Raw genomic sequence first — 20594 nt, forward strand, 5'->3', positions numbered from 1 at the left:
ACAGCCCTCCTTCCAGGCGCGGACGAACAGGGGCCACGGCAGCTCAGGACTCGCGGTTACGCACGACAGCCCTCCTTCCAGGCGCGGACGAACAGGGGCCACGGCAGCTCAGGACTCGCGGTTACGCACGACAGCCCTCCTTCCAGGCGCGGACGAACAGGGGTCACAGCGGCTCAGGACTCGCGGTTACGCACGACAGCCCTCCTCTCGGCACGTGGTGGCGGACAGCACGGGCTCACGACTCGCGATTACGCACGTCAACACTCCTTTCGGCACGGTAAACAGAGGTCACCACGGCTCAGGACTCGCGATTACGCACGACAGCCTCCCTCCGGCGGTTCGCGCGGGCTTCGGGACGTGGAGGCTCAGGACTCGCGGTTGCGCATGACGGCGGCCTCCCTTCACTGCTCCGAACGTGTGGCAATCATCGATCGGGGCGGCCCGGTGTGGTGGGGTGGATACGGATCGTCGGATCACCCAGGGGAGTTGCACCGCCTTGAGTATGGACGGCGCCCGTCCGGCCCAACCCCGCGCGGGACGGATCCGTGGGGCGCTGAACCCTGCTCACTGGACCCTCTGGCAGCAGCGCGGGTCGCTGATCTTCTACTGCTTCCTCGTCGAGCCCGTGGCGCTCGCCGCCACCGTTCTGGCCGCCGTTGCCGTGCCCGTGCGTGGGTGGGATCTCGCCGTCTTCGGGGTTCTCGCCTGCCTGGGTGTTCTGCAGGCCGAGCTGGGGCGGAAGATCGAACGCGTCCGGCGGCTGGTGTCCGACACCCCGCACATCAACCTGACGTCGGTCTGGACGTTCGCCGGGGTGCTGCTCCTGCCGCCCGCGCTCGTCACCGCGCTGATCGCCGTCCTCTACCTGCACCTCGCCACACGCAGCCTGGCGCGGATGAAGCGTGTGCCGCCGTTCCGGATGACGCTGAACGCGACGCTGGTCGTCATCACCTGCTTCTCCGCCGAACTCGTCCTGGGCCGCCTCGGCGTCCCGGACATGTACGCCGCGCTGACGGCGGGCTGGCGCGGCGTCACGGCCATCACGCTGGCCGCGGTCACCTACTTCCTGGTCTCGGCGATCACCATCGTCCCGGCGCTGACGATCACCAAACGCACGATCAAGGCGTTCTTCGGCGGCCTCGGCGACAACCTCCTCGAGGTCGCGACGCTCTGCCTCGGCCTGCTCACGGCGTTGACGCTGGCGACGCTGCCCGCGCTCGCCGTCGCGATCGTGCCGCCGCTGCTGGTGCTGCACCGGGCGGTGCTGATCAAGCAGCTGGAGATCGCCGCCACGACCGACGAGAAGACCGGCCTGTTCAACACGACCGGGTGGCACCTGCTCGCTTCGCGCGAACTGGCCCGGGCCCAGCGCAGCAAGCGCAGCACGTTCGGCGTGCTGATGATCGACCTGGACTACTTCAAGCTGATCAACGACGAGCACGGGCACCTCGCGGGCGACACCGTGCTGCGCGCGGTCGCGGCGACGATCAAGAGCGCCGTCCGCGACTACGACTCGGTGGGCCGCTTCGGCGGCGAGGAGTTCGTCGTCCTGCTGCCCGACATCGGGCCGGCGGCCGTGCTGGCGGTGGCCGAGCGCATCCGCTCGGCGATCGAGTCCCTGCGGGTCGACTACGAAGACGGCAGCCGCATCCGCTCGATCGGCGGCCTGTCCGCCTCCATCGGCGTCGCCACCTACCCGGACGGCGGCACCGCCGTCGACCGGCTGCTGCAGGCGGCCGACAAGGCCCTGTACCGGGCCAAGGACGCGGGCCGCAACCAGGTCGTCGCCGGCACCGCGTCCGCCTGATCTCCCCGAGAACCCTCCTCTGACCAGGCGACTTGCCGGATTTGCTCGGCTGAGCTAAATTTTGCTCATGCGAGCAAGAACGTTCACCGAGTCCGGCAGGCGGGCCCAGATCGTGCGGGCGGCGATCGCCGTGATCGCCGAAGCCGGCTACCTCAAGGCGTCGTTCAGCCGGATCGCGAAGCACGCCGGCCTGTCGAGCACGGGGATGATCAGCTACCACTTCGCCGGCAAGGACGACCTGCTCGCAGCGTGCGTGACCGAGATCGAAGAGATCACCGGGGCGTACATGCAGCCGCGCATCGACGCCGCCGTCGGGCACGTCGCCCAGCTGCGTGCCTACGTCGAGGCGAACGTCGACCTCGTCGGCGAGCACCCCACCGAGGTCCGGGCGCTGATCGACCTCGTCAAGAACGCCGGCTCGCGCAGCGACGCCGTCAACGGGCGGCTCGCGTTGTTCGAAGAACACTTCCGCACCGGGCAGGCGGCCGGCGCCTTCGGCACCTTCGACGCCCGGACCGCGGCACTGTCCTTCACCTCCGGGCTCGACGCCGTCGTCGCCACGGCGGCGGCCGACGTGCCCGAACCCGCCGAGCTCGCGCGCATCGGCCGTGAGCTCGCCGACCTTTACGTGCGGGCGACCGCACCCGAATCCACTGGGGAACCCGGATGATGATCGAGCAGAAGACCGAACCCGACGCCGGCCTGCGCCGGGTCGTGCGCGCCAACGTGCGGAACGTCGTGTTCGAAGTGATCGTGCCGATGGCGCTGTTCTACGGCCTGCGCGCCGCGGGGGTGAGCCAGTGGTGGGCGCTGATGGCGGGCGTCCTCGTGGCCGCGCCGTACGTGCTGTGGACCATCGCCCGCAACCGCAAGGTCGACCTCGTCGCCCTGGTCACGCTCAGCGTCCTGGTGCTCTCGGTCGTGCTCGGCCTGCTCTCGGACGACCCGCGCACGCTGGTGATCCGCGAAGGCTGGACGGCGGCGCTGGGCGGCCTGTTCGGCGCGTGGATGCTGGTGACGGTCTTCGTCGGCCGCCCGGCGCAGCTGACGCTCGGCCGCACGATCGCCGAGGTCAAGCGCGGCGCCGAGGGCGCGGACGCGTGGGCGGGCCGCTGGGACACCGATGCCCGGTTCCGGCGCGGCCTGCGGGTCAACACGGCCGCCTGGGGCGCGGTGCTGCTGGGCAGCGCGGTGGTGCACATCGTGCTCGTCTACACGCTGCCGATCGACCTGATCGCGCTGGTCACCAACGTGGCGTGGTTCGGCGCGCTGGCCCTGCTGATCGCCTGGCACGTCTGGTACCTCCGCAAGGAGAACCTCGATGCCTGACGTCCTGGTCGCGGGCGCGGGCCCGACCGGCCTGCTGACCGCGTTCGAGCTGGAACGCGCCGGCGTCGACGTCCTGGTCCTCGAGCGCGACGCCGGACCCGCCACGCAGTCGAAAGCGCTCGGCCTGCAGCCGCGGTCGGTCGAGGTGCTGGCCGACCGCGGCCTGCTCGCCGCGATCGAGCCTCATGTCCAGGCCAAGCTGCCCGCCGGGCACTTCTCCGGCGTCCCGATCGACTACACCGACCTGCCGACGTCCTTCCCGTACCAGCTCGGCGTGGAACAGGCCCACGTCGCGGCGGCGATCGAGGCGCGGCTGCGCACGCCGGTGCGGCGCGACGCGGCCGTCACCGCCGTGGCGCAGGACGACGAGGGCGTCACGGTCACCGCGGGCGGGCGCGAGCACCGGGCCGGCTGGCTGGTCGCCGCCGACGGCGGGCACAGCACGGTCCGGACGCTGCTGGGCGCCGCGTTCCCCGGCCGTTCGGCGCGGATCTCGCTGGTCGTCGCGGACATCACCCTCGCCGCCAAGCCCGCCGGGCTCGCGGAGGACTGGCAGCTGCCGTCCTCAGGGTCGGGCTACCTGCTGCCGCTGTCCGAGGGGCGCTATCGCACGATCGTCTTCGGCGAGGAGCAGCAGCGGCTCGGCCGCGACGCACCGGTCACCGCCGGCGAAGTGCAGCGGGCGCTGACCGCCGCGCACGGACCGGAGCTCCTGGTGGGCGACGTGCTGTGGGCGTCGCGGTTCGGCGACGCGTCCCGGCAGCTGGAGCGCTACCGCCACGGCCGGGTGCTGTTCGCGGGCGACGCGGCGCACATCCACCTCCCGGTGGGTGGCCAGGGCCTCAACCTGGGCCTGCAGGACGCGGTGAACCTGGGCTGGAAGCTGGCCGCGACGGTCCACGGCACGGCACCGGACGGGCTGCTCGACAGCTACCACGACGAACGCCACCCGATCGCGGCGCGCGTGCTGGTCAGCACGCGTGCCCAGGCGGTCCTCGGCGTACCCGACCCGGACGCGGCGGCGGTCCGGACGGTGGTGATGGAGCTGCTCGCCGTGCCCGAGGCGCGGCGGGCGGTCGCCGCGGAGCTGTCGGGCATCGGGGTGACGTACCCGGGGATCACCGGGCGCGCGACCGACGTCCCGGCCAGCCCGGACGGCCGCGCGGTCCTGGTCGGCACCACCGTGCCGGCCGGGTGGTCCGGGCGGGTCGAGGGCCGCGAGGGGGCGGCGCCTCGGCTCGTCCGGCCCGACGGGTACGTCGCGTGGGACGGCGGACCGGGGTTGGACGAGGCACTCCGCCGCTGGCTCGGCACACCCGCCTAGCGTCGTGCGCCCCAATGTGGCCTTCGGTGCGCTCAACGCACCCAAGGTGGCCTTCGGTGCGCTCAACGCACCCAAGGCCACATTGGGGCGCTTGAGGCCGGTGCGGTCAGGAAGCCGCGGCCAGAACCGCCTGTTCCACTTCACGCCGCCAGCCCGGCTCGATGCGGCCGCTGCGGGGCGTCACCGCGAAGGAGTCCACCACCGCGCCGCCCAGCGTCGACGCCTTCGCCCAGCGGACCTCCGCGTCGCACCGGCGCAAGGCGCCCGCCACCCGGAACAGCAGGCCGATCCGGTCGGCCGCGCGCAGCTCCAGGACCACCGTGTCCGGGCCCGTCGTCTCGTCGTCGAACCAGAGCACCTTCGGGGCGACCGGTGGCGGGGGGCCGTAGTCGCGCTCCTTCGCCGCCAGCCGCTGGGTCAGCGGCAACGTGCCCGCCACCGCGCGGGCGAACTGCTCCCGCAGCAGCGTCGCGTCCGGCAGCGACCCGAACTTCGGGGACGCCGTGAACACGCCCGCGCGGCCGCCGTCGTGACCGCGCAGGACCGCCGAGTGGACCTCCAGCGAGTTCAGCGCCAGCACGCCCGCCGCCGGGGCCAGGAGTTCCGCCCGGGCCGGGACCGCCAGCAGGACCGTGACCACCTTGCCGTGCGAGCTGATCCGGATCTCGCCCGTCCCCGACGCCACGGCCGCGGCGACGAGCTCGCGCTGTTCGTCGTTCATCGGCTCCGGGGCGGTGAACCCCTTGCCGTGCAACACTTCTTCGCAGCCCGCCGCCAGCTCCGCCATGAGGCGCGCCTTCCAGTCGGTCCAGACTCCCGGACCGGTGGCCAGCGAGTCGGCCTGCGTCAGCGCGTGCAGCAGCTCGACCAGGACGAGGTCGCTGCCCAGGGTGTTCACCACCCGCGCCACCGTGGCCGGTTCGCTGATGTCGCGCCGCGTCGCCGTGTGCGGCAGCAGGAGGTGGTGGCGGACCATCGCCGACACCGTGGCCGTGTCGGCCGGGGTGAGTCCCAGCCGGGCCGCGACCTGGGCGGAGATCTTGGCGCCCAGCTCCGAGTGGTCGGCGTCGCGGCCCTTGCCGATGTCGTGCAGCAGCGCGCCGATCAGCAGCAGGTCGGGGCGCGAAACCGTGGTGGTCAGCTTGGCCGCCTCGACGCAGGTGCGCACCAGGTGCCGGTCGACCGTCCACTGGTGCACCGGCGAGCGCGGCGGCAGGTCGCGGACCGCGCCCCACTCCGGGAACAGCCGGGACCACAATCCGGTGCGGTCGAGCGATTCGACCGCGTCGACCAGGCCTTCGCCGGCGCCGAGCAGCTCGACCAGCGCGTTCAGCGCCTCGGCCGGCCACGGGGCACGCAGCTCCGGGGCCGACTCGGCCAGCGCCTTGAGGGTGCCGAGCGCGATCGGCTTGCCCGTGCGCGCCGACGCCGCGGCGACCCGCAGCAGCAGCGCCGGGTCCTTCGCCGGGACGGCGTCGCGGGCCAGCGCGACCTCGTTCCCGTGCAGGACCACGTTTTCCGCGAGCGGCGTCCGCGACGGACGGCGCCCGAACCGCGTCTTCGGCGGCTCCACAGTGGACCGCAGCGCGACGTCGAGCGCGTACGCGATCGTGCGGCCCGCTCCGGAAAGCTTGCGGGCCAGCGTGAACCGGTCGCCGAAGCCGAGTTCGGCGGCGACCAGTTCGGCCTCCGGCGCGGACAGGACGTCCCGTTCGCGCCGGATCTCACGCCGCAGCTCGGTGCGGACGTCGAGCAGGAGCCCCTTCGCGTCCAGGAGTTCCTCGCCCGGACGCGCGGTGAGCTGCGCCGCGGCGAGGGCTTCCAGGACGGCGAAGTCCCGCAGCCCGCCCCGGCCGTGCTTGAGGTCCGGTTCGGCGGACTGCGCGATTTCGCCGCTGCGGGCCCAGCGCTGCCGGACCGACGCCGTCATGTCCGGGAGCTGCTTGCGCGCGGTGCGGCGCCACTGGTCCCGCGCCGCGGACACCAGCCGGCCGCTCAGCTCGGCGTCCCCGGCGAGGTGCCGGGCGTCGAGCAGGCCCATGGCCACGCGCAGGTCCTCCGAAGCGACCTTCAGCGCCTCACCGGGCGTGCGGACCGAGTGGTCCAGCCCGATTTTCGCGTCCCACAAGGGATACCAGAGCGCGTCCGCGATCTCGCCGACGCCGCTGTTGCCGTTGTGCACCAGCAGCAGGTCGAGATCGGAGAACGGCACCAGTTCCCGGCGGCCGAGCCCGCCCACGGCGACCAGCGCGACACCCGGTTCCGCGGTGTCGACGCCGGCCGCCGAGGCTCCCCTGCCCAGCCAGAACTCATAGAGGTCGACCAGGGCCGCCCGCAGTGCGGACGCCCCCAGCCTCCCGTGCCTGCCCTCGAGCAAACGCTCGGTGGCCTTGACCAGTTCGCCCCCGTCGGCCATCCCAGACGCCTTATAGAGCGTCCGTGCCGCGCTCGCCGGTCCGTACCCGGATGACGGTCTCCACGGGCGTCACCCACACCTTGCCGTCACCGATCTTGCCGGTGTGCGCGGCCGTGGTGATGGCCTCCAGGACCTTCTCCACGTTGGTGTCGTCCGTGACGACCTCGACCTTCAGCTTGGCCACGAAGTCCACCGAGTACTCCGCGCCGCGGTAGACCTCGGTGTGGCCCTTCTGCCGCCCGTAGCCCTGCACCTCGCTGACCGTCATGCCCAGCACGCCCAGCTGTTCCAGCGCGGAGCGGACGTCGTCGAGCGTGAACGGCTTCACAATCGCCGTGATGAGCTTCATGCCTTGCTCTCCTCGAGTTTCGCGGCCGGGGTGGACTTGACCGGGATGGTGTTCGGGTGGCCGAGGCCACCGCCCGTCCCGGTGAAGTCGTAGGCGCTCTCCGCGTGCTGGGCTTCGTCGATGCCGCTGACCTCGTCCTCGGTGCTGACGCGGAAGCCGCCGGCCTTCTTGATCACGAAGCCGATGATGAAGGACAGCACGAAGGAGTACGCGAGCACCGCACCGGCGGCCGCGGCCTGCCGACCCAGCTGGGTGAACCCGCCGCCGTAGAACAGGCCGTCCGCACCGAGCGCGTTGACGCTGGTGGTGCCGAAGAAGCCGATCAGCAGCGTGCCGACGATGCCGCCGACCAGGTGGACACCCACGACGTCGAGCGAGTCGTCGAAGCCGAACTTGAACTTGAGCGAGATGGCCAGCGCACAGAGGACACCGGCGATCAGGCCGATCGCGATGGCGCCGAGCGGGCTCACGAAACCACACGCCGGGGTGATGGCGACCAGGCCGGCGACCGCACCGGAAGCCGCGCCGAGGGTGGTCGGCTTGCCGAACTTGAGCTGCTCCACGATCAGCCAGCCGAGCACGGCGGCGGCGGTGGCGACGGTGGTGTTGGTGAACGCGACCGCGGCGAGGTCGTTGGCGGCCAGCGCCGAACCGGCGTTGAAGCCGTACCAGCCGAACCACAGCAGCGAGGCGCCGAGGAGCACGAAGGGCACGTTGTGCGGGCGGCCGGTGTCCTTCGGCCAGCCCTTGCGCTTGCCGAGCACGATGGCCAGCGCCAGGCCCGCGGCACCGGCGTTGATGTGGACCGCGGTGCCACCGGCGAAGTCGAGTGCCTTGAGGTTGTTCGCGATCCAGCCGCCGACGGCGTTCTCGCCGATGAAGCCGTTGAACGAGAACACCCAGTGCGCGACCGGGAAGTACACGACCGTGACCCAGACGACGACGAACAGCGTCCAGCCCCAGAACTTCGCGCGGTCGGCGATGGCGCCGGAGATCAGCGCGGGCGTGATGATCGCGAACATCAGCTGGAACATCACGAAGGCGAGGACGGGCAGGCCGTCCGAGCCGGGCCAGGCGACCGCCGGCGAGGTGTCGGTCGCGGCGACCGCGAAGCCGGCCACCTTCCCGAAGGTGTTTTCGAGGCCGGCGAAGTGGAAGTTACCGAGGAAACCTCCGAAAGCGTCGTCTCCGAAGGACATCGAGAAGCCGTACAGGGCCCACAGCACCCCCACGACGGCCAGCGCGATGAAGTTCATCATCAGCATGTTCAGGACGCTCTTCGCGCGGACCATGCCGCCATAGAAGAACGCCAGTCCTGGGGTCATGAGCATGACCAGCGCGGCGCTGGCCAATACCCATGCGGTGTCTCCTGCGTTCAGCACATCGTCCTCCCGTGCCCTGGGTTGGTGCGATGGCAGTTTTGGCTCGCGGTGTTTCACGGGGCGGCGCGCGAGGTTTCACCCGCGTGAACTGTCCGCGCCCGGTTGTTACGGCCAGGTTTCCCAGGACCCCTCCTCGGGTGTCCGGTTGCGAAACGTCGTGGTCGAATAGCCCCATGACACCGGCCGACCACGGGAATGACCCACTGCCACCCCCGGTCGTCGCGGCACTGCGGTGTTCGGTGTGCGGTGACCCGATCGGCCCAGCGGGACGCACGCTGCGTTGCGGGAACCGCCACTCTTTCGATCTAGCACGCCAGGGTTACGTGAACCTGTTGCACGCGCGAATCCCGGCCGGCACGGCGGACACCGCGCCGATGGTCGCGGCGCGCGCGGACTTCCTGGCGTCGGGCGCTTACGCGCCGCTGGCGGACGAGCTGGCCCGCGTTTGCGCGGACGCCGGCGGCCTGGTCGTCGACGCCGGTGCGGGCACGGGCTACTACCTCGCGCGGGTGCTCGAGGCGTCGGCGGCCTTCGGTCTCGCGCTGGACGTCTCGGCGGTCGCGCTGCGGCGGGCGGCGCGGGCCCACCCGCGGCTGGGCGCGGCGGTGTGGAACCTGTGGGAGCCGTGGCCGGTGGGCGACGGCGTGGCGTCGGTCGTGCTGAACGTCTTCGCGCCGCGCAACGGGCCGGAGTTCCACCGCGTGCTGCGGCCTGACGGTCGGCTGGTCGTCGCGGCGCCGGCCCCGGACCACCTCCGCGAGCTGGGCGACCTGGTGCTGGCCGTCGACGAGCGCAAGGAGGAACGCATCGAGGGCACCCTGGGCGAGCACTTCACGCGCACGGACCGCACGGAGGTCCGGCGCGAGGTGGAGCTGACGCCGCGGCAGGTCCGCCAGGCGGTCGAGATGGGGCCCGCCGCGTTCCACCTGGACCGCGACGGGCGCCGGGAGCGGCTCGACGCGCTGCACGAGCCGCAGCACGTCACGGTGTCGTTCACGGTCTCGGCGTACCGGCGGCGGTGAGTCTGGAAGGGTGAAGGGGTGAGGCCCGACTGGACCGCGTCCGCGACCCGGCTCGCGGACGCCGAGTGGGTGCGGGCCCGCATCGGCGGCGCGGCGAAGCTGTACGGCTGCGCGCGCCCCGAGGTGCTCGGGAGGATCTGGTGGTACTCGCTGTCGTCGGTGCTGGTCGGGCCGGCGGTGGAAGGCCTGGTGGCCGGGACGCCGGTCGATCCGTCCCTGGACGCCGTGGAGCTCGACCTCGTCGCCGACGGGCGGTTCCTCGGCGCCCGCTCCACCCGGCCGCTCGACGGCGGCCTCCCCGAGCTGGGCGCCGCCCTCACCGGCGCCCTCGGCACCGCGATCACCACCATCGCGGCCGTCAGCGGGGCGCGGGAGCGCGCGCTCGGCGCGATCGCCACCGACTCGATCGGCAACCGGCTGCTGTGGACGTCCGATCCGGAGCGCGCGATGACCCTCGCCGAGCCCTTGGTCGAAGCGATCGACCTGGGCCTGCCGAAGCCGCGGTTCGTCCGCGTGGGCCGCACACCCGCCGTCCGGCGTGCTTCGTGCTGCCTGATCTACGAAGCCGGCAACCCGAAGTGCGTGAGCTGCCCGCGTCAGACGCCGTCAGAGCGCGAAGCACGCCTTCGCGCCGCCTTGGGTTAGAGCACGGCCAGCTCCAGCGCGGCGAGCCGCTCCGGGTCGGCGATGACGTCGATGCCCGTGATGCGGTCGTCGTCGACGCGGAACGCCAGCACCACGGCCAGCCGCCCGTCGCGCACCATGAGCAGCCCGGGAGCGCCGTCGACCAGGGCGAGTTCGCTGGCGCGAGCCCGCTCGGACGCCAGGATCGCGCCGCGGCGCACGCTCTCGACGCCGCGCAGCACGATCGGCGCCGGGCTCGGACCGGCGAACCGGTCGGCGTGCAGCACCACGTCCGGGTCGAGCAACGCCAGCAGGGCTTCGAAGTCGCCGCCGCGGGAGGCCGCCAGGAAGGCTTCGACGACCTTGCGCCGCCGGGGCAGGTCCGCGTCCGTCGTGGTCCCGCCCTTGACCCGGCGCCGGGCGCGGCTCGCGAGCTGCCGGGCGGCGGCCGGGGTCTTGCCGATCACCGGCGCGATCTCGTCGAAGGGCACCGCGAACATGTCGTGCAGCACGAACGCGACGCGCTCGGCCGGGCCCAGCGCGTCGAGGACCACCAGCAGCGCGAGCCCGACCGTGTCGGCCAGCTCCGCCTCCTGCCCGGGGTCGCGGCGGTCGTCGTCCGGCTCGGGCTGCCCGTCGAGGGGCTCTTCGCGGTGGTTGCGGCGCGTGCGCAGCAGCGACAGGCAGACCCGGGCGACCACGGTGGTCAGCCACGCGGGGATGTTGTCGATCTCGCCGGCGCCGGTGCGGTGGAACCGCAGCCACGCCTCCTGGACGGCGTCGTCGGCTTCGGCCGCCGAGCCCAGCATCCGGTAGGCGACCGCCCGCAGCCGCGGCCGCTCCCGCTCGAACCGCTCGGTCAGCGCGTCCACCGTGTCCACCTTGTCCCGTTCCTTCCGCCGTGCGTCGTAAGCAGTAGACCCCGCGGCGGTGGCCGATGTGACCGGAACGGAAGTGATCTCGGTCATCCGGCGGCGGCGCGGCGCAGGACCTCGGCCAGCAGCGCCGCGGGTTCGGAGAGCGGACCCGGCAGCCGCGCCAGCACGACCCGCCGCCGCTCCGCCGGGCCGCCGCGCACCTCCAGCACCCGCACCCCGGGCGGCACCGCCTCGGCCAGCGAAGCGGGCAGCGTCGTCAGCCCGCACCCCGCGGCGACCAGGCTCAGCTTGGCCAGCCAGTCGCGGGCGGTGTGGGCGATTTCGGGCCGCTCGTCCAGCCCCGGCCACACGCCCATCAGCGTGTCCTCCCCCGCCGACGGCCCGGCGATCCAGCGCTGCCCGCGCAGGTCCGCGACGTCGACCGGGCCGGCCCCGGCCAGCGGGTGGCCCGCCGGCACCGCGAGGCGGAGGCTGCGCTCGGCGAGCGTCTCCAGGCGCAACGCCGGCGTCTCGGCGTCCGGCGGGCGGAACGGCGGGACCGAGCCGAGCACGGCCAGGTCGACCGTGCCCGCGCGCAGCGCCCGGACGAGTACTGGGGTGGTGGCCTCCCGGGTGTGCACGGTGACGGCCGGGTGCGTGCGCCGCAGTTCGGCGACGGCGCGCGGCACCAGCACCGCGCCCGCGCTGGGGAACCAGCCCAGGCGGACCGTGCCGGCGTCGGCGGGCAGCCCGGCCAGCTCGCGCCCGGCCGCGTCGATCTCGTCGAGCACCGCGATCGCCCGGCGCAGCACCACGGTCCCGGCGGTGGTGAGGCGGACGCCACCGGGCCGCCGCTCCAGCACGGGCGTCCGCGCCACTCGTTCGAGTGAGGCGATCTGCCGCGACACCGCGGACTGCGTGTAGCCGAGCGCCGCTGCGGCCGCGGTGAGCGTGCCGCGCTCGGCGACCTCGCGGAACACGCGCAGGGCCACCAGGGAGACGTCACCGAAGTCCATGACGTTCACGCATACCAGGGTTGCCGAATTCTCGCTTTTCGCATGAGGCCGGTCGCCTTAGCGTGACGGTATGACACGCACCGCCGTGGTGACCGGGGCCAACCAGGGGCTCGGCTTCGCCCTCGTTCGCGGGCTCGCCGCTCGCCTCGCTCCCGACGACCTCGTCCTGCTCACCGGCCGCGACGCGGGCCGGGTGGCCTCGGCCGCCTCCGCCGTCGCCGCCGATCCGGCGACGCGCAGCCGGGTCGAAGGGCGCGTCCTCGACGTCTCCGACGCGGACGCCGTCGCTCGCTTCGCCGAGCCGGTCGACATCGTGCTTTCGAACGCCGTCGGCCCGCTCGACCCGGACCTCCCGCAGGCCGAGCAGGCCGACGTGTTCCTGGATGTCGCGAACGGCGGCACCCACGCGGTGCTGCGGTCGTTCGCGCCGGTGCTGCGCCCGGGCGGGCGGCTGCTCGTCGTGGCCAGCTCGCTGGGCACCCTGGGCCACCTGCCCGAGCCGCTGCGGCCGCGCTTCGACGGCGTCTCGCTGGACGACGTCGAGAAGGCGATCGAGGACTGGCGCGCGGCGATCCACGACGGCACGGCCCGGGCGGCGGGCTGGCCGGACTGGATCAACGTGCCGTCGAAGGTCGCCCAGGTCGCGGCGGTCCGCGCGGTGGCGGCTCGGCGGAGGGACGCCGACCTCGCGAACGGCACCCTGGTGGCGGCGGTGTGCCCCGGCCTGGTGGACACGCGGGCGTCCCGGCCGTGGTTCAGCGACTTCAGCCAGGCGCAGAGCCCGGACGAGGCGGCCCGGGCGGTGCTGGACCTGGTGTTCGCCGACGTCGACCCGGCGACCTACGGCGAGCTGATCCGGTTCGGGCAGGTGCTGCCGTGGCGAGGTGGCAGCCCGCGCCGCCACGAGGGCCTGATCGGCTAGGGGTGGACCGCCCTGCGCGGCTCGTACCAGCTCTCGCCCACCGGCTCGCCGGCCATGTTCCAGCTCCAGGAGACCCTCGGCGTGATCCGCGCGTACAGCCCGGGCCCGACCAGGCCGGTCCGCTCCACGGGGTCGTCCGCGACGCCGTAGACGCGGATCGCCCGGGCGATGAACGGCTGCAGCGAAACGAGGTCGTCGACCAGCAGGGCGACCTTCCGGCGGCCGGCGGCGACGTTGCGGAACTTCCGCGTCGCCGCCACCGCCGCGCCGACGCCGCCGACCCAGAAGTGCTCGCCGTCGTATTCGAAGGCGAGCGGGACGAGGTCGGGCTGGCCGCCGCGGCCGAGGGTGGCCGCCCGGGCGAGCGGCTGGGAACGCAGGTAACCGATCTCTTCGGCCGTGAACGCCATGGCGACTCCTTCGTGCGGTGGGTGCACCGGCTACACGAACGGGCAGGGCCCGGATGGACCGCTCACAGCACGCAGAACTCGTTGCCCTCCGGATCGGCCAGCACGAAATGATCGGGACGGCCGTCGAGCTTGTCCTCGCGCAGGACGGTCGCGCCGGCGGCGGTCAGCCGGGCGACCGCCTCGATGACCCGCTCCCAGCGCGTCTCCCACGGCACCTCGCGCCCGCCGCCGGCCTGGACGTCCAGGTGGAGGCGGTTCTTCGCCGTCTTCGCTTCGGGCACCTTGAGGAAGCTCAGGCTCGGCAGGACGCCTTCGGGATCGGTCAGGTACGCGCCGTCGTCCCACTCCGCCTCGGGCACGCCGTGCCGGGTGAACCAGGCTTCCCAGCTCGCGAACCCCGGCGGGGGCGGCCGTTCGATGTAGCCGAGGGCCACCGACCAGAACCTCGCCAGCGCCCGGGGGTCCGCGCAGTCGATCGTCACGCTCCAGCGCACCGTCACGGGGTGGAGCGTAGCCGCGTCCACGCCCCGGGAGCGCGTGTCATCCGGGGGATGATGCGGTTACCGTGGGCTCCGATGAGTGAACGCAGCTGGGGCTTCCGCACCCGCGCCCTGCACGCGGGTGGCACGCCCGACCCCGCGACCGGGGCGCGGGCCGTGCCGATCTACCAGACCACGAGCTTCGTCTTCGAAGACGCCGCCGATGCCGCGAACCTGTTCGCGCTGCAGAAGTACGGCAACATCTACAGCCGGATCGGGAATCCGACCGTGGCCGCCTTCGAAGAGCGGGTCGCCAGCCTCGAAGGAGCCATCGGCGGCGTCGCCACCGCCAGCGGGCAGGCCGCCGAATTCCTCACCTTCAGCGCGCTCACCGAGGCCGGCGACCACATCGTGTCCGCGAGCGGCCTGTACGGCGGCACCGTCACCCAGCTCACCGGCACGCTCCGGCGCTTCGGCGTCGAAACGACCTTCGTCAGCGGTGGCATCGACGACTACGCCGCCGCCGTCACCGACCGGACACGGCTGCTCTACACCGAGGTGATCGGCAACCCCGGCGGCGGCATCGCCGACCTCGCCGCGCTGGCGGACCTCGCGCACGCGCACGACATCCCGCTCGTGGTGGACGCGACGCTGGCGACGCCGTACCTGTGCCGCCCGATCGAGCACGGCGCCGACATCGTGCTGCACTCGGCGACGAAGTTCCTCGGCGGGCACGGGACCACGCTCGGCGGGATCGTCGTCGAATCCGGGAAGTTCGACTGGGGCAACGGGAAGTTCCCGCGGATGACCGAGACCGTCGACAGCTACGGCGGCCTGAAGTACTGGGAGAACTTCGGCGAGTACGCGTTCTGCACGCGGCTGCGCGCCGAGCAGCTGCGGGACATCGGCGCGGCCCTGTCGCCGCACTCGGCTTTCCTGCTGCTGCAAGGGGTCGAGACGCTCCCGCAGCGGATGGACGCGCACGTGGCGAACGCCCGCGCGGTCGCCGAGTACCTCGAAGCCGACCCGCGGGTGGCCTGGGTGTCCTACGCCGGGCTGCCGTCGCACCCGCACCACGAGCTGGCCCGCCGGTACCTGCCGGCCGGGCCGGGCGCGGTGTTCTCCTTCGGCATCGACGGCGGCCGCGCGGCCGGCGAGAAGTTCGTCGAATCGGTGGAACTGCTGTCCCACCTGGCGAACGTCGGCGACGCGCGGACGCTCGTCATCCACCCGGCGTCGACCACGCACGCGCAGCTGTCGGAGGAGCAGCTCGCGGCCGCGGGTGTCGGGCCCGACCTGATCCGGCTGTCGGTCGGCCTCGAAGACGTCGAGGACATCCTCTGGGACCTCGACCAGGCGCTGGGCAAGGCGGTGGCCGGATGACGCCCGGCGGCCACCACGTCGGAGCCGTCGAGCGGCGCGCGATCCTCGACCGGACTAAGTCGGTGACGCTGGTCGGCGCGTCGGCCAACCCGGCGCGGCCCAGCTACTTCGTGGCGACGTACCTGCTCTCGTCGACGCGGTACGAGGTCAACTTCGTCAACCCGCGCGTGGACACGCTGTTCGGGAAGCCGGTGTACGCGTCGCTGAAGGACGTCCCGGGCGAGCCGGACCTGGTCAGCGTCTTCCGCAAGCACGACGACCTGCCCCGGGTCGCCGAGGAAGTGATCGACGCCGGCGCGCGGACGCTGTGGCTGCAACTCGGGTTGTGGCACGAGCCGGTGGCCGACCGGGCGCGCGAAGCCGGGCTGGACGTGGTGATGAACCGGTGCGTCAAGATCGAGCACGCGCGCTTCGCGGGCGGCCTGCACCTGGCCGGGTTCAACACGGGCGTGATCAGCTCGCGGCGGCCGTCGGCGCCGTAGGGAAGAGAACGGGCGTTCCCGCCGTTGGCCCGGGTATGACCTTGGGGATCACGTTCTCCGGCGGCCCGACCGCCCTGCTGGAACTGGGCGGCGTCCGGCTGCTCACCGACCCGACCTTCGACGCGCCCGGCGACCACCCCGTCGGCGAGCGCGTGCTGGTCAAGACCGAGGACTCGGTGCTGTCCGAAGACGCGATCGGCGTGGTGGACGCCGTCCTGCTGTCCCACGACCAGCACCCCGACAACCTCGACGACCGCGGCCGCGCCTATCTCGCGACGGTGCCGCTGACGCTGATCACGCCCGCCGGCGCCGCCCGGCTCGGCGGGACGGCGAAGGGCCTGGCGCCGTGGGAAGAGACGCGCGTCGGGCCGCTGACCGTCACCGCCGTCCCGGCACTGCACGGCCCCGAAGGCGCTTCGCGGCTCACCGGCGACGTCACCGGCTTCGTCCTGACCGGCGACGACCTCCCGACCGTGTACGTCAGCGGGGACAACGCCTCCGTCGACCTCGTGCGGGAAATCGCCGCGCGGTTCCGCGTCGACATCGCGGTGCTCTTCGCCGGCGCCGCCCGGACCAAGTTCTTCGACGGCGCTCCCCTGACGCTGACCAGCGCCGCCGCGGCCGAAGCGGCGAAGGTGCTCGACGCGGCGAAGGTCGTCCCGCTGCACTTCCGGGGCTGGCAGCACTTCAGCGAGGGGCCGGACGTGCTGCGGAAGGAGTTCGAGGCGGCGGCGCTGGCCGACCGGCTCGTGCTGCTGGAACCCGGGGAGCGCGCGGAGGTCTGACGCCCGGCCGTGAGAGGCTGGCGACATGGCCAAACCCACCCCGCTCCAGTTCCGCAACCTCCTCGTCGCCCTCCTGGCGGCGGCGGGCTTCGTCTGGAGCATCGTGACGGGCCTGCCGTGGTGGGTCAGCGCGATCGTGGGCTGCGCGGGTGTCCTGTCGCTGGCCTCGGCTTACCTCAACCGCCCAGGGGCCAACGGCTAACGCGTCTTCGCGTATCTCGCCTTCAGGTTCGTGCGGCCCGCTTCGGTGAGCCGGCCGAAGAGCCGCAAGCGGGCCAGGCCGCCGTCCGGGTAGATGTCGAGCCGGGCCTCCGTCACCTCGGGGGCGTCGGGCAGTGCGAACCGGTGGCGGGTGTCCGGCTGCAAGCGCGTCTTCGGCAGCAACGGCACCCACTCGCCGTACGTGTCGCGGCCGCTGACCGACGCCCAGCCCGGCGCGTTGCCCTTCAGGTTGCTCGTGTCCAGTTCCGCGAATCGCACGATCCCGGCGCCGGCCAGCCGCAGCGTCACCCAGTCGTTGCCGGAGTCGCGGCGGCGGGCCGTCTCCCAGCCCTCCGCCTGGTGGGCCGCCAGGCCCGGCGAGAGGATGTTGTTCGGCGACGAATAGAACCGGTTGCTGCAGCCCGTGACGAGCGCGCCGTTCTCCAGCGCCGCCAGGTCGAGCGCGTCCAGGTCGAGCAGCGCCGGGTCCGGGATCGGCGCGCCGTGCACGCGCAGGCGCGCCACGCCGCCGTCCGGGTGCTGCGTCAGCCGCACGTGCGTGTAGCGCCGCGAACCGTTGACCGCGTAGAAGTTCTCCGTGTGCCCGGCCGCCGGGGCCCGGTCGACCAGCGGGTCCCAATCGGCCGTGGCCACCTCCGCCGCCGACGGGTAGCCCGGGAGCGACGTCGCCTCGACCGAGACGAACGGCGGGTAGTTGCCCTTGAAGAACGCCGTGTCGACGATGACGCCGGTGATCGTGCCGGCCAGGCCGAGCCGCACGATGGCCTGGTCGTCGCCCGGTTCCCGGTGGCGGCGGGTCTCCCAGCCGTCGTAGACCTGGCCCTTCGGCCCGAACGTCTCCGCGCGGTGCGCCGGCACCCACGGGTTGACGAGGTTCTCCTTCTCGGCGAACAGCTCGTCGGTCGCCCACATCACCGTCCCGCCGAAGCGGCGGGAGGCGAGGTCGGGCAGTTCTGTCCACTCCGGACGGTCGGACACCACGGCCTCCATTTCAGCAGTTCCTCCGGGTCAGCAGCGCACCGCGCGGCTCGTCACCGGTGATTTCGGTGCCCCGCAGCCAGGTCGAACGCACGACGCCGGCGAGCGGACGCCGGTCGTAGGCGCTGACCGGGTTGCGGTGCTTCAGTTTCGCGACGTCGACCACGAACGCCTCCTCCGGCGCGAACACGCAGAAGTCGGCGTCGTACCCCACCGCCAGGTGGCCCTTGCGGCGCATCCCGGCCTGCGCGGCCGGGCGCTCGGCCATCCAGCGGACGACGTCGGTGAGCGCGAACCCGCGCTGCCGCGCCTGCGTCCAGATCGCCGGGAGGCCCAGCTGCAGGCTGGAAATCCCGCCCCACGCCTGGCCGAAGTCGCCGCTGTCGAAGCGCTTCAGCTCCGGCGTGCACGGCGAGTGGTCGCTGACGATCGTGTCGATGACGCCGTCGGCGAGCCCCTGCCAGAGCAGCTCGCGGTTGGCCGCCTCCCGGATCGGCGGGCAGCACTTGAACTGCGTCGCGCCGTCACGGATCTCCTCGGCGACGAAGCTGAGGTAGTGCGGGCAGGTCTCCGCCGTCAGCGCCACGCCGTCGCGGCGCGCCGCGGCGATCAGCGGCAGCGCGTCCGAAGAGGACAGATGGAGGATGTGGGCCCGCGCCGAGTGGCGCCGGGCCGCCTCGATGACGTGCGAAATCGCGAGGTTCTCCGCCTGCCGGGGCCGCGAGTGCAGGAAGTCGACATAGCGACCGCCGTGTGGCTCGGGTGCCTCGTCGATCTCGTGCGCGTCCTCGGCGTGGACGATCATGAGCGCGTCGAAGGAACTCAGCTCCCGCAACGCTTCGTCGAGCCCGGCCGGGTCGAGCGGCGGGAACTCGTCGACGCCGGAGTGCAGCAGGAAGCACTTGAAGCCGAACACCCCGGCGTCGTGCAGGCCCCGCAAGTCCCCCACGTTGCCCGGGATGGCGCCGCCCCAGAAACCGACGTCGACGTGCACCCGGCCGGTCGCCGCCTTGCGCTTGACCTCCAGGGCCGCGACGTCGACGGTCGGCGGCAGGCTGTTCAGCGGCATGTCCACGATCGTGGTCACCCCGCCCGCCGCGGCCGCGCGGGTCGCCGTCTCGAAGCCCTCCCACTCGGCCCGGCCGGGGTCGTTGACGTGGACGTGGGTGTCGACCAGCCCCGGCAGCAGCACGACGTCGTCGCCGAGCTCGAGGACGCGGTCGCCGGACAGCGCCGTGCCGCCGGGTTCGACCGCGACGATCCGGCCACCCTCGACACCGACGGTCGCCGGGACCTCGCCCTCGGCCGTCACGGCCCGGGCGGCGCGCACCACAAGATCCATCCGAAAGCCCTTCTGCGGGAGGATGACCACCGCCGATTTCACAGAACGGAATGACGGTTTCGCACAACGACAGTAACCACGGCGCGCGCCGCTCGTCAACGACGGCTGTAGCGCGTTACGGTCATCCGCGTGAGGCTTGAGGCGGAGTTCACCAGCGAACCGTTCCACGGCGAGGGTTCGCCGCCCGAGCACGCCGTCGCCGCCCGCGACGCCGCCGCGGAAGCCGGGCTGGACACCGATTTCGGGCCGCTCGGCACGCTCGCCCGCGGCGAGGCGGAGGAGTTGCTCGAGGCCCTTCCGGCGATCGCGAAGGCAGCGCTGGAGGGCGGCGCGACGCGCGTCACGCTGCAGCTGCGCCGGGCCGACGATCCCGGCAGCGCCCCGGTCGTCGAGCTGAACGACGCCCTGGCCCGGCTCATCGCCGACGTCGAGCGCGAACTGGGCGCCAAGCTGGGCGACCTCGACCGCGCGGGCAAGCAGCGCGCGGTGCGGCTGCTGCGCGAACGCGGCGCCTTCGGCCTGCGGAAATCCGTCTCGTCGGTGGCCGACGCGCTGGGGGTCACGCGGTTCACCGTCTACAACTACCTCAACCGGGAAACGGACTGACCAGCGCGTTCAACAAAATGTTGACGGAACTCCGGCGCCGACGTACGGTCAGCGGGACGCCACCCACGAGGAGTTCCCCGTGCCGCTCACCCTCTCCGACTTCAACACCGCCGACGCCGGCGTGGTCCGCCCGGTGCTCACGGCCTGCCTCGCCGTCCCGCGCTGGGTCGACACCCTCCTGGACCACCGGCCGTACGAAACCCGGGACGCGCTGGAAGCCGCCGCAGACCTGCCGCTGAGCAGCGACGAGATCCGGCAGGCGATGGCCGCGCACCCCCGGATCGGGGAAAAGCCCGCGGAAGGCTGGGCGCGGTCGGAACAGTCCGGTGTGGACAATCCGGACGCGTTCGCCGCCGCGAACGCCGAGTACGAAGCCAAGTTCGGGCACGTCTACCTGGTCTGCGCCAGCGGCCGCAGCGGCGGCGAACTGCTGGAGATCCTGCGTGACCGGCTGGGCAACGACCCGGCGACCGAGCTCGCGGTCGCCGGCCGTGAGCTGCTGAAGATCGCCGGACTCCGGCTCGCGAAAGCGGTGACCGCGTGAGCCTCGTGACCACCCACGTCCTCGACACGGCCGCGGGGCGCCCCGCCACCGGGATCGCCGTCCGGTTCGAGACCGCCGGCGGCGAGCCGATCGCCGAAGGCCGCACCGACGACGACGGCCGCATCCGCGACCTCGGCCCGGAAACCCTGGCGCCGGGCGGCTACCGGCTGGTCTTCGACACCGGCGCCTACCTGGGCCCGGACGCGTTCTTCCCGGAGGTCGCGCTGACCTTCCGGATTTCCGACGGCACCGCGCACCACCACGTGCCGCTCCTGCTCAGCCCGTTCGCCTATTCGACCTACCGAGGGAGCTGAC

At 72.8% G+C, this 20594-nt stretch carries 23 protein-coding genes; 14 read left to right on the forward strand and 9 right to left on the reverse strand.

Features of this window, described 5'->3' with window-relative positions:
• Positions 1 to 502 precede the first annotated feature (502 nt).
• From AB0M30_RS15645 to AB0M30_RS15660, 4 genes are all read left to right on the forward strand, one after another.
• Positions 503 to 1807: a GGDEF domain-containing protein gene (locus tag AB0M30_RS15645; RefSeq protein WP_103337511.1), complete on the forward strand. Its 1305-nt coding sequence runs from the start codon at positions 503 to 505 to the stop codon at positions 1805 to 1807.
• Between the two features lie 67 nt (positions 1808 to 1874).
• Positions 1875 to 2477, forward strand: coding sequence for a TetR/AcrR family transcriptional regulator (locus AB0M30_RS15650; RefSeq protein ID WP_199191221.1), 603 nt, complete (start codon positions 1875 to 1877; stop codon positions 2475 to 2477).
• Positions 2474 to 3136 carry a VC0807 family protein gene (locus tag AB0M30_RS15655; RefSeq protein WP_364584554.1) on the forward strand — a complete coding sequence of 221 codons (663 nt, stop codon included), beginning with the start codon at positions 2474 to 2476 and terminating at the stop codon, positions 3134 to 3136. Before AB0M30_RS15650 ends, AB0M30_RS15655 begins: the two co-directional genes overlap by 4 nt.
• Positions 3129 to 4460, forward strand: a complete 1332-nt coding sequence (locus AB0M30_RS15660) for an FAD-dependent oxidoreductase (RefSeq protein WP_364584556.1) — start codon at positions 3129 to 3131, stop codon at positions 4458 to 4460. Before AB0M30_RS15655 ends, AB0M30_RS15660 begins: the two co-directional genes overlap by 8 nt.
• Before the next feature lie 106 nt (positions 4461 to 4566).
• Here the strand turns inward: AB0M30_RS15660 and AB0M30_RS15665 are convergent, their stop codons facing one another.
• From AB0M30_RS15665 to AB0M30_RS15675, 3 genes are read right to left on the reverse strand one after another with little or no spacing between them, the layout of a single operon-like run.
• Positions 4567 to 6876: a [protein-PII] uridylyltransferase gene (locus tag AB0M30_RS15665; RefSeq protein WP_364584558.1), complete on the reverse strand. Its 2310-nt coding sequence runs from the start codon at positions 6874 to 6876 to the stop codon at positions 4567 to 4569.
• A gap of 10 nt (positions 6877 to 6886) precedes the next feature.
• On the reverse strand, positions 6887 to 7225 hold the full coding sequence (locus AB0M30_RS15670) for a P-II family nitrogen regulator (protein ID WP_013223833.1): 339 nt from the start codon (positions 7223 to 7225) through the stop codon (positions 6887 to 6889).
• Positions 7222 to 8607, reverse strand: a complete 1386-nt coding sequence (locus AB0M30_RS15675; RefSeq protein WP_364584560.1) for an ammonium transporter — start codon at positions 8605 to 8607, stop codon at positions 7222 to 7224. Before AB0M30_RS15675 ends, AB0M30_RS15670 begins: the two co-directional genes overlap by 4 nt.
• Positions 8608 to 8780: 173 nt before the next feature.
• Here AB0M30_RS15675 and AB0M30_RS15680 point away from each other — a divergent pair, with 173 nt between their 5' ends.
• Both AB0M30_RS15680 and AB0M30_RS15685 read left to right on the forward strand, forming a co-directional pair.
• Positions 8781 to 9629 carry a putative RNA methyltransferase gene (locus tag AB0M30_RS15680; protein WP_364584562.1) on the forward strand — a complete coding sequence of 283 codons (849 nt, stop codon included), beginning with the start codon at positions 8781 to 8783 and terminating at the stop codon, positions 9627 to 9629.
• A gap of 18 nt (positions 9630 to 9647) precedes the next feature.
• Entirely contained in the window at positions 9648 to 10274 is a 627-nt protein-coding gene (locus tag AB0M30_RS15685; RefSeq protein WP_364584564.1) for a (2Fe-2S)-binding protein, read from the forward strand.
• On the opposite strand, the gene AB0M30_RS15690 is transcribed toward AB0M30_RS15685, so the two are convergent.
• Both AB0M30_RS15690 and AB0M30_RS15695 read right to left on the reverse strand, forming a co-directional pair.
• Complete coding sequence (locus AB0M30_RS15690) at positions 10271 to 11125, reverse strand: sigma-70 family RNA polymerase sigma factor (RefSeq protein WP_364584566.1); 855 nt, start codon at positions 11123 to 11125, stop codon at positions 10271 to 10273. The genes AB0M30_RS15685 and AB0M30_RS15690 overlap by 4 nt on opposite strands.
• Positions 11126 to 11217: 92 nt before the next feature.
• Entirely contained in the window at positions 11218 to 12126 is a 909-nt protein-coding gene (locus AB0M30_RS15695; protein ID WP_364584901.1) for a LysR family transcriptional regulator, read from the reverse strand.
• Between the two features lie 70 nt (positions 12127 to 12196).
• On the opposite strand from AB0M30_RS15695, the gene AB0M30_RS15700 reads away from it, so the two are divergent.
• Positions 12197 to 13048: an SDR family NAD(P)-dependent oxidoreductase gene (locus AB0M30_RS15700; RefSeq protein WP_364584568.1), complete on the forward strand. Its 852-nt coding sequence runs from the start codon at positions 12197 to 12199 to the stop codon at positions 13046 to 13048.
• On the opposite strand, the gene AB0M30_RS15705 is transcribed toward AB0M30_RS15700, so the two are convergent.
• Together AB0M30_RS15705 and AB0M30_RS15710 are read right to left on the reverse strand one after the other, a co-directional pair.
• On the reverse strand, positions 13045 to 13458 hold the full coding sequence (locus tag AB0M30_RS15705; protein ID WP_364584570.1) for a PPOX class F420-dependent oxidoreductase: 414 nt from the start codon (positions 13456 to 13458) through the stop codon (positions 13045 to 13047). The two genes, AB0M30_RS15700 and AB0M30_RS15705, sit on opposite strands and share 4 nt — an antisense overlap.
• 62 nt (positions 13459 to 13520) lie before the next feature.
• Positions 13521 to 13958 carry a VOC family protein gene (locus AB0M30_RS15710; protein ID WP_364584572.1) on the reverse strand — a complete coding sequence of 146 codons (438 nt, stop codon included), beginning with the start codon at positions 13956 to 13958 and terminating at the stop codon, positions 13521 to 13523.
• Positions 13959 to 14033: 75 nt separating this feature from the next.
• On the opposite strand from AB0M30_RS15710, the gene AB0M30_RS15715 reads away from it, so the two are divergent.
• The 4 genes from AB0M30_RS15715 to AB0M30_RS15730 are packed head-to-tail and all read left to right on the forward strand — an operon-like array spanning position 14034 to position 16789.
• The gene (locus tag AB0M30_RS15715; protein WP_364584573.1) at positions 14034 to 15320 is read left to right on the forward strand and encodes an O-acetylhomoserine aminocarboxypropyltransferase/cysteine synthase family protein; all 1287 of its coding nucleotides are present in this window, start codon (positions 14034 to 14036) and stop codon (positions 15318 to 15320) included.
• Positions 15317 to 15802 carry a CoA-binding protein gene (locus tag AB0M30_RS15720; RefSeq protein ID WP_364584574.1) on the forward strand — a complete coding sequence of 162 codons (486 nt, stop codon included), beginning with the start codon at positions 15317 to 15319 and terminating at the stop codon, positions 15800 to 15802. Before AB0M30_RS15715 ends, AB0M30_RS15720 begins: the two co-directional genes overlap by 4 nt.
• 35 nt (positions 15803 to 15837) lie before the next feature.
• Positions 15838 to 16587, forward strand: a complete 750-nt coding sequence (locus AB0M30_RS15725) for an MBL fold metallo-hydrolase (protein WP_364584576.1) — start codon at positions 15838 to 15840, stop codon at positions 16585 to 16587.
• A 25-nt stretch (positions 16588 to 16612) separates the two neighbouring features.
• Positions 16613 to 16789 carry a hypothetical protein gene (locus AB0M30_RS15730; RefSeq protein ID WP_364584578.1) on the forward strand — a complete coding sequence of 59 codons (177 nt, stop codon included), beginning with the start codon at positions 16613 to 16615 and terminating at the stop codon, positions 16787 to 16789.
• On the opposite strand, the gene alc is transcribed toward AB0M30_RS15730, so the two are convergent.
• Both alc and allB read right to left on the reverse strand, forming a co-directional pair.
• Positions 16786 to 17799: an allantoicase gene (gene alc / locus AB0M30_RS15735; RefSeq protein ID WP_360169434.1), complete on the reverse strand. Its 1014-nt coding sequence runs from the start codon at positions 17797 to 17799 to the stop codon at positions 16786 to 16788. The two genes, AB0M30_RS15730 and alc, sit on opposite strands and share 4 nt — an antisense overlap.
• Position 17800: 1 nt before the next feature.
• Complete coding sequence (gene allB / locus AB0M30_RS15740) at positions 17801 to 19129, reverse strand: allantoinase AllB (protein ID WP_364584580.1); 1329 nt, start codon at positions 19127 to 19129, stop codon at positions 17801 to 17803.
• Between the two features lie 129 nt (positions 19130 to 19258).
• Here allB and AB0M30_RS15745 point away from each other — a divergent pair, with 129 nt between their 5' ends.
• From AB0M30_RS15745 to uraH, 3 genes are all read left to right on the forward strand, one after another.
• Positions 19259 to 19735, forward strand: coding sequence for a helix-turn-helix domain-containing protein (locus AB0M30_RS15745; RefSeq protein ID WP_364584582.1), 477 nt, complete (start codon positions 19259 to 19261; stop codon positions 19733 to 19735).
• 79 nt (positions 19736 to 19814) lie between these two features.
• Positions 19815 to 20279 (forward strand): 2-oxo-4-hydroxy-4-carboxy-5-ureidoimidazoline decarboxylase, encoded by a 465-nt coding sequence (locus AB0M30_RS15750; RefSeq protein ID WP_364584583.1) that lies wholly within the window; start codon positions 19815 to 19817, stop codon positions 20277 to 20279.
• A complete protein-coding gene (gene uraH, locus AB0M30_RS15755; protein ID WP_364584585.1) occupies positions 20276 to 20593 on the forward strand; it encodes a hydroxyisourate hydrolase in 318 nt (105 codons plus the stop codon). The genes AB0M30_RS15750 and uraH overlap by 4 nt, the downstream gene beginning before the upstream one ends.
• Position 20594: the final 1 nt, after the last annotated feature.

This window comes from Amycolatopsis sp. NPDC051716, from assembly GCF_040681595.1.
GTDB lineage: Bacteria > Actinomycetota > Actinomycetes > Mycobacteriales > Pseudonocardiaceae > Amycolatopsis.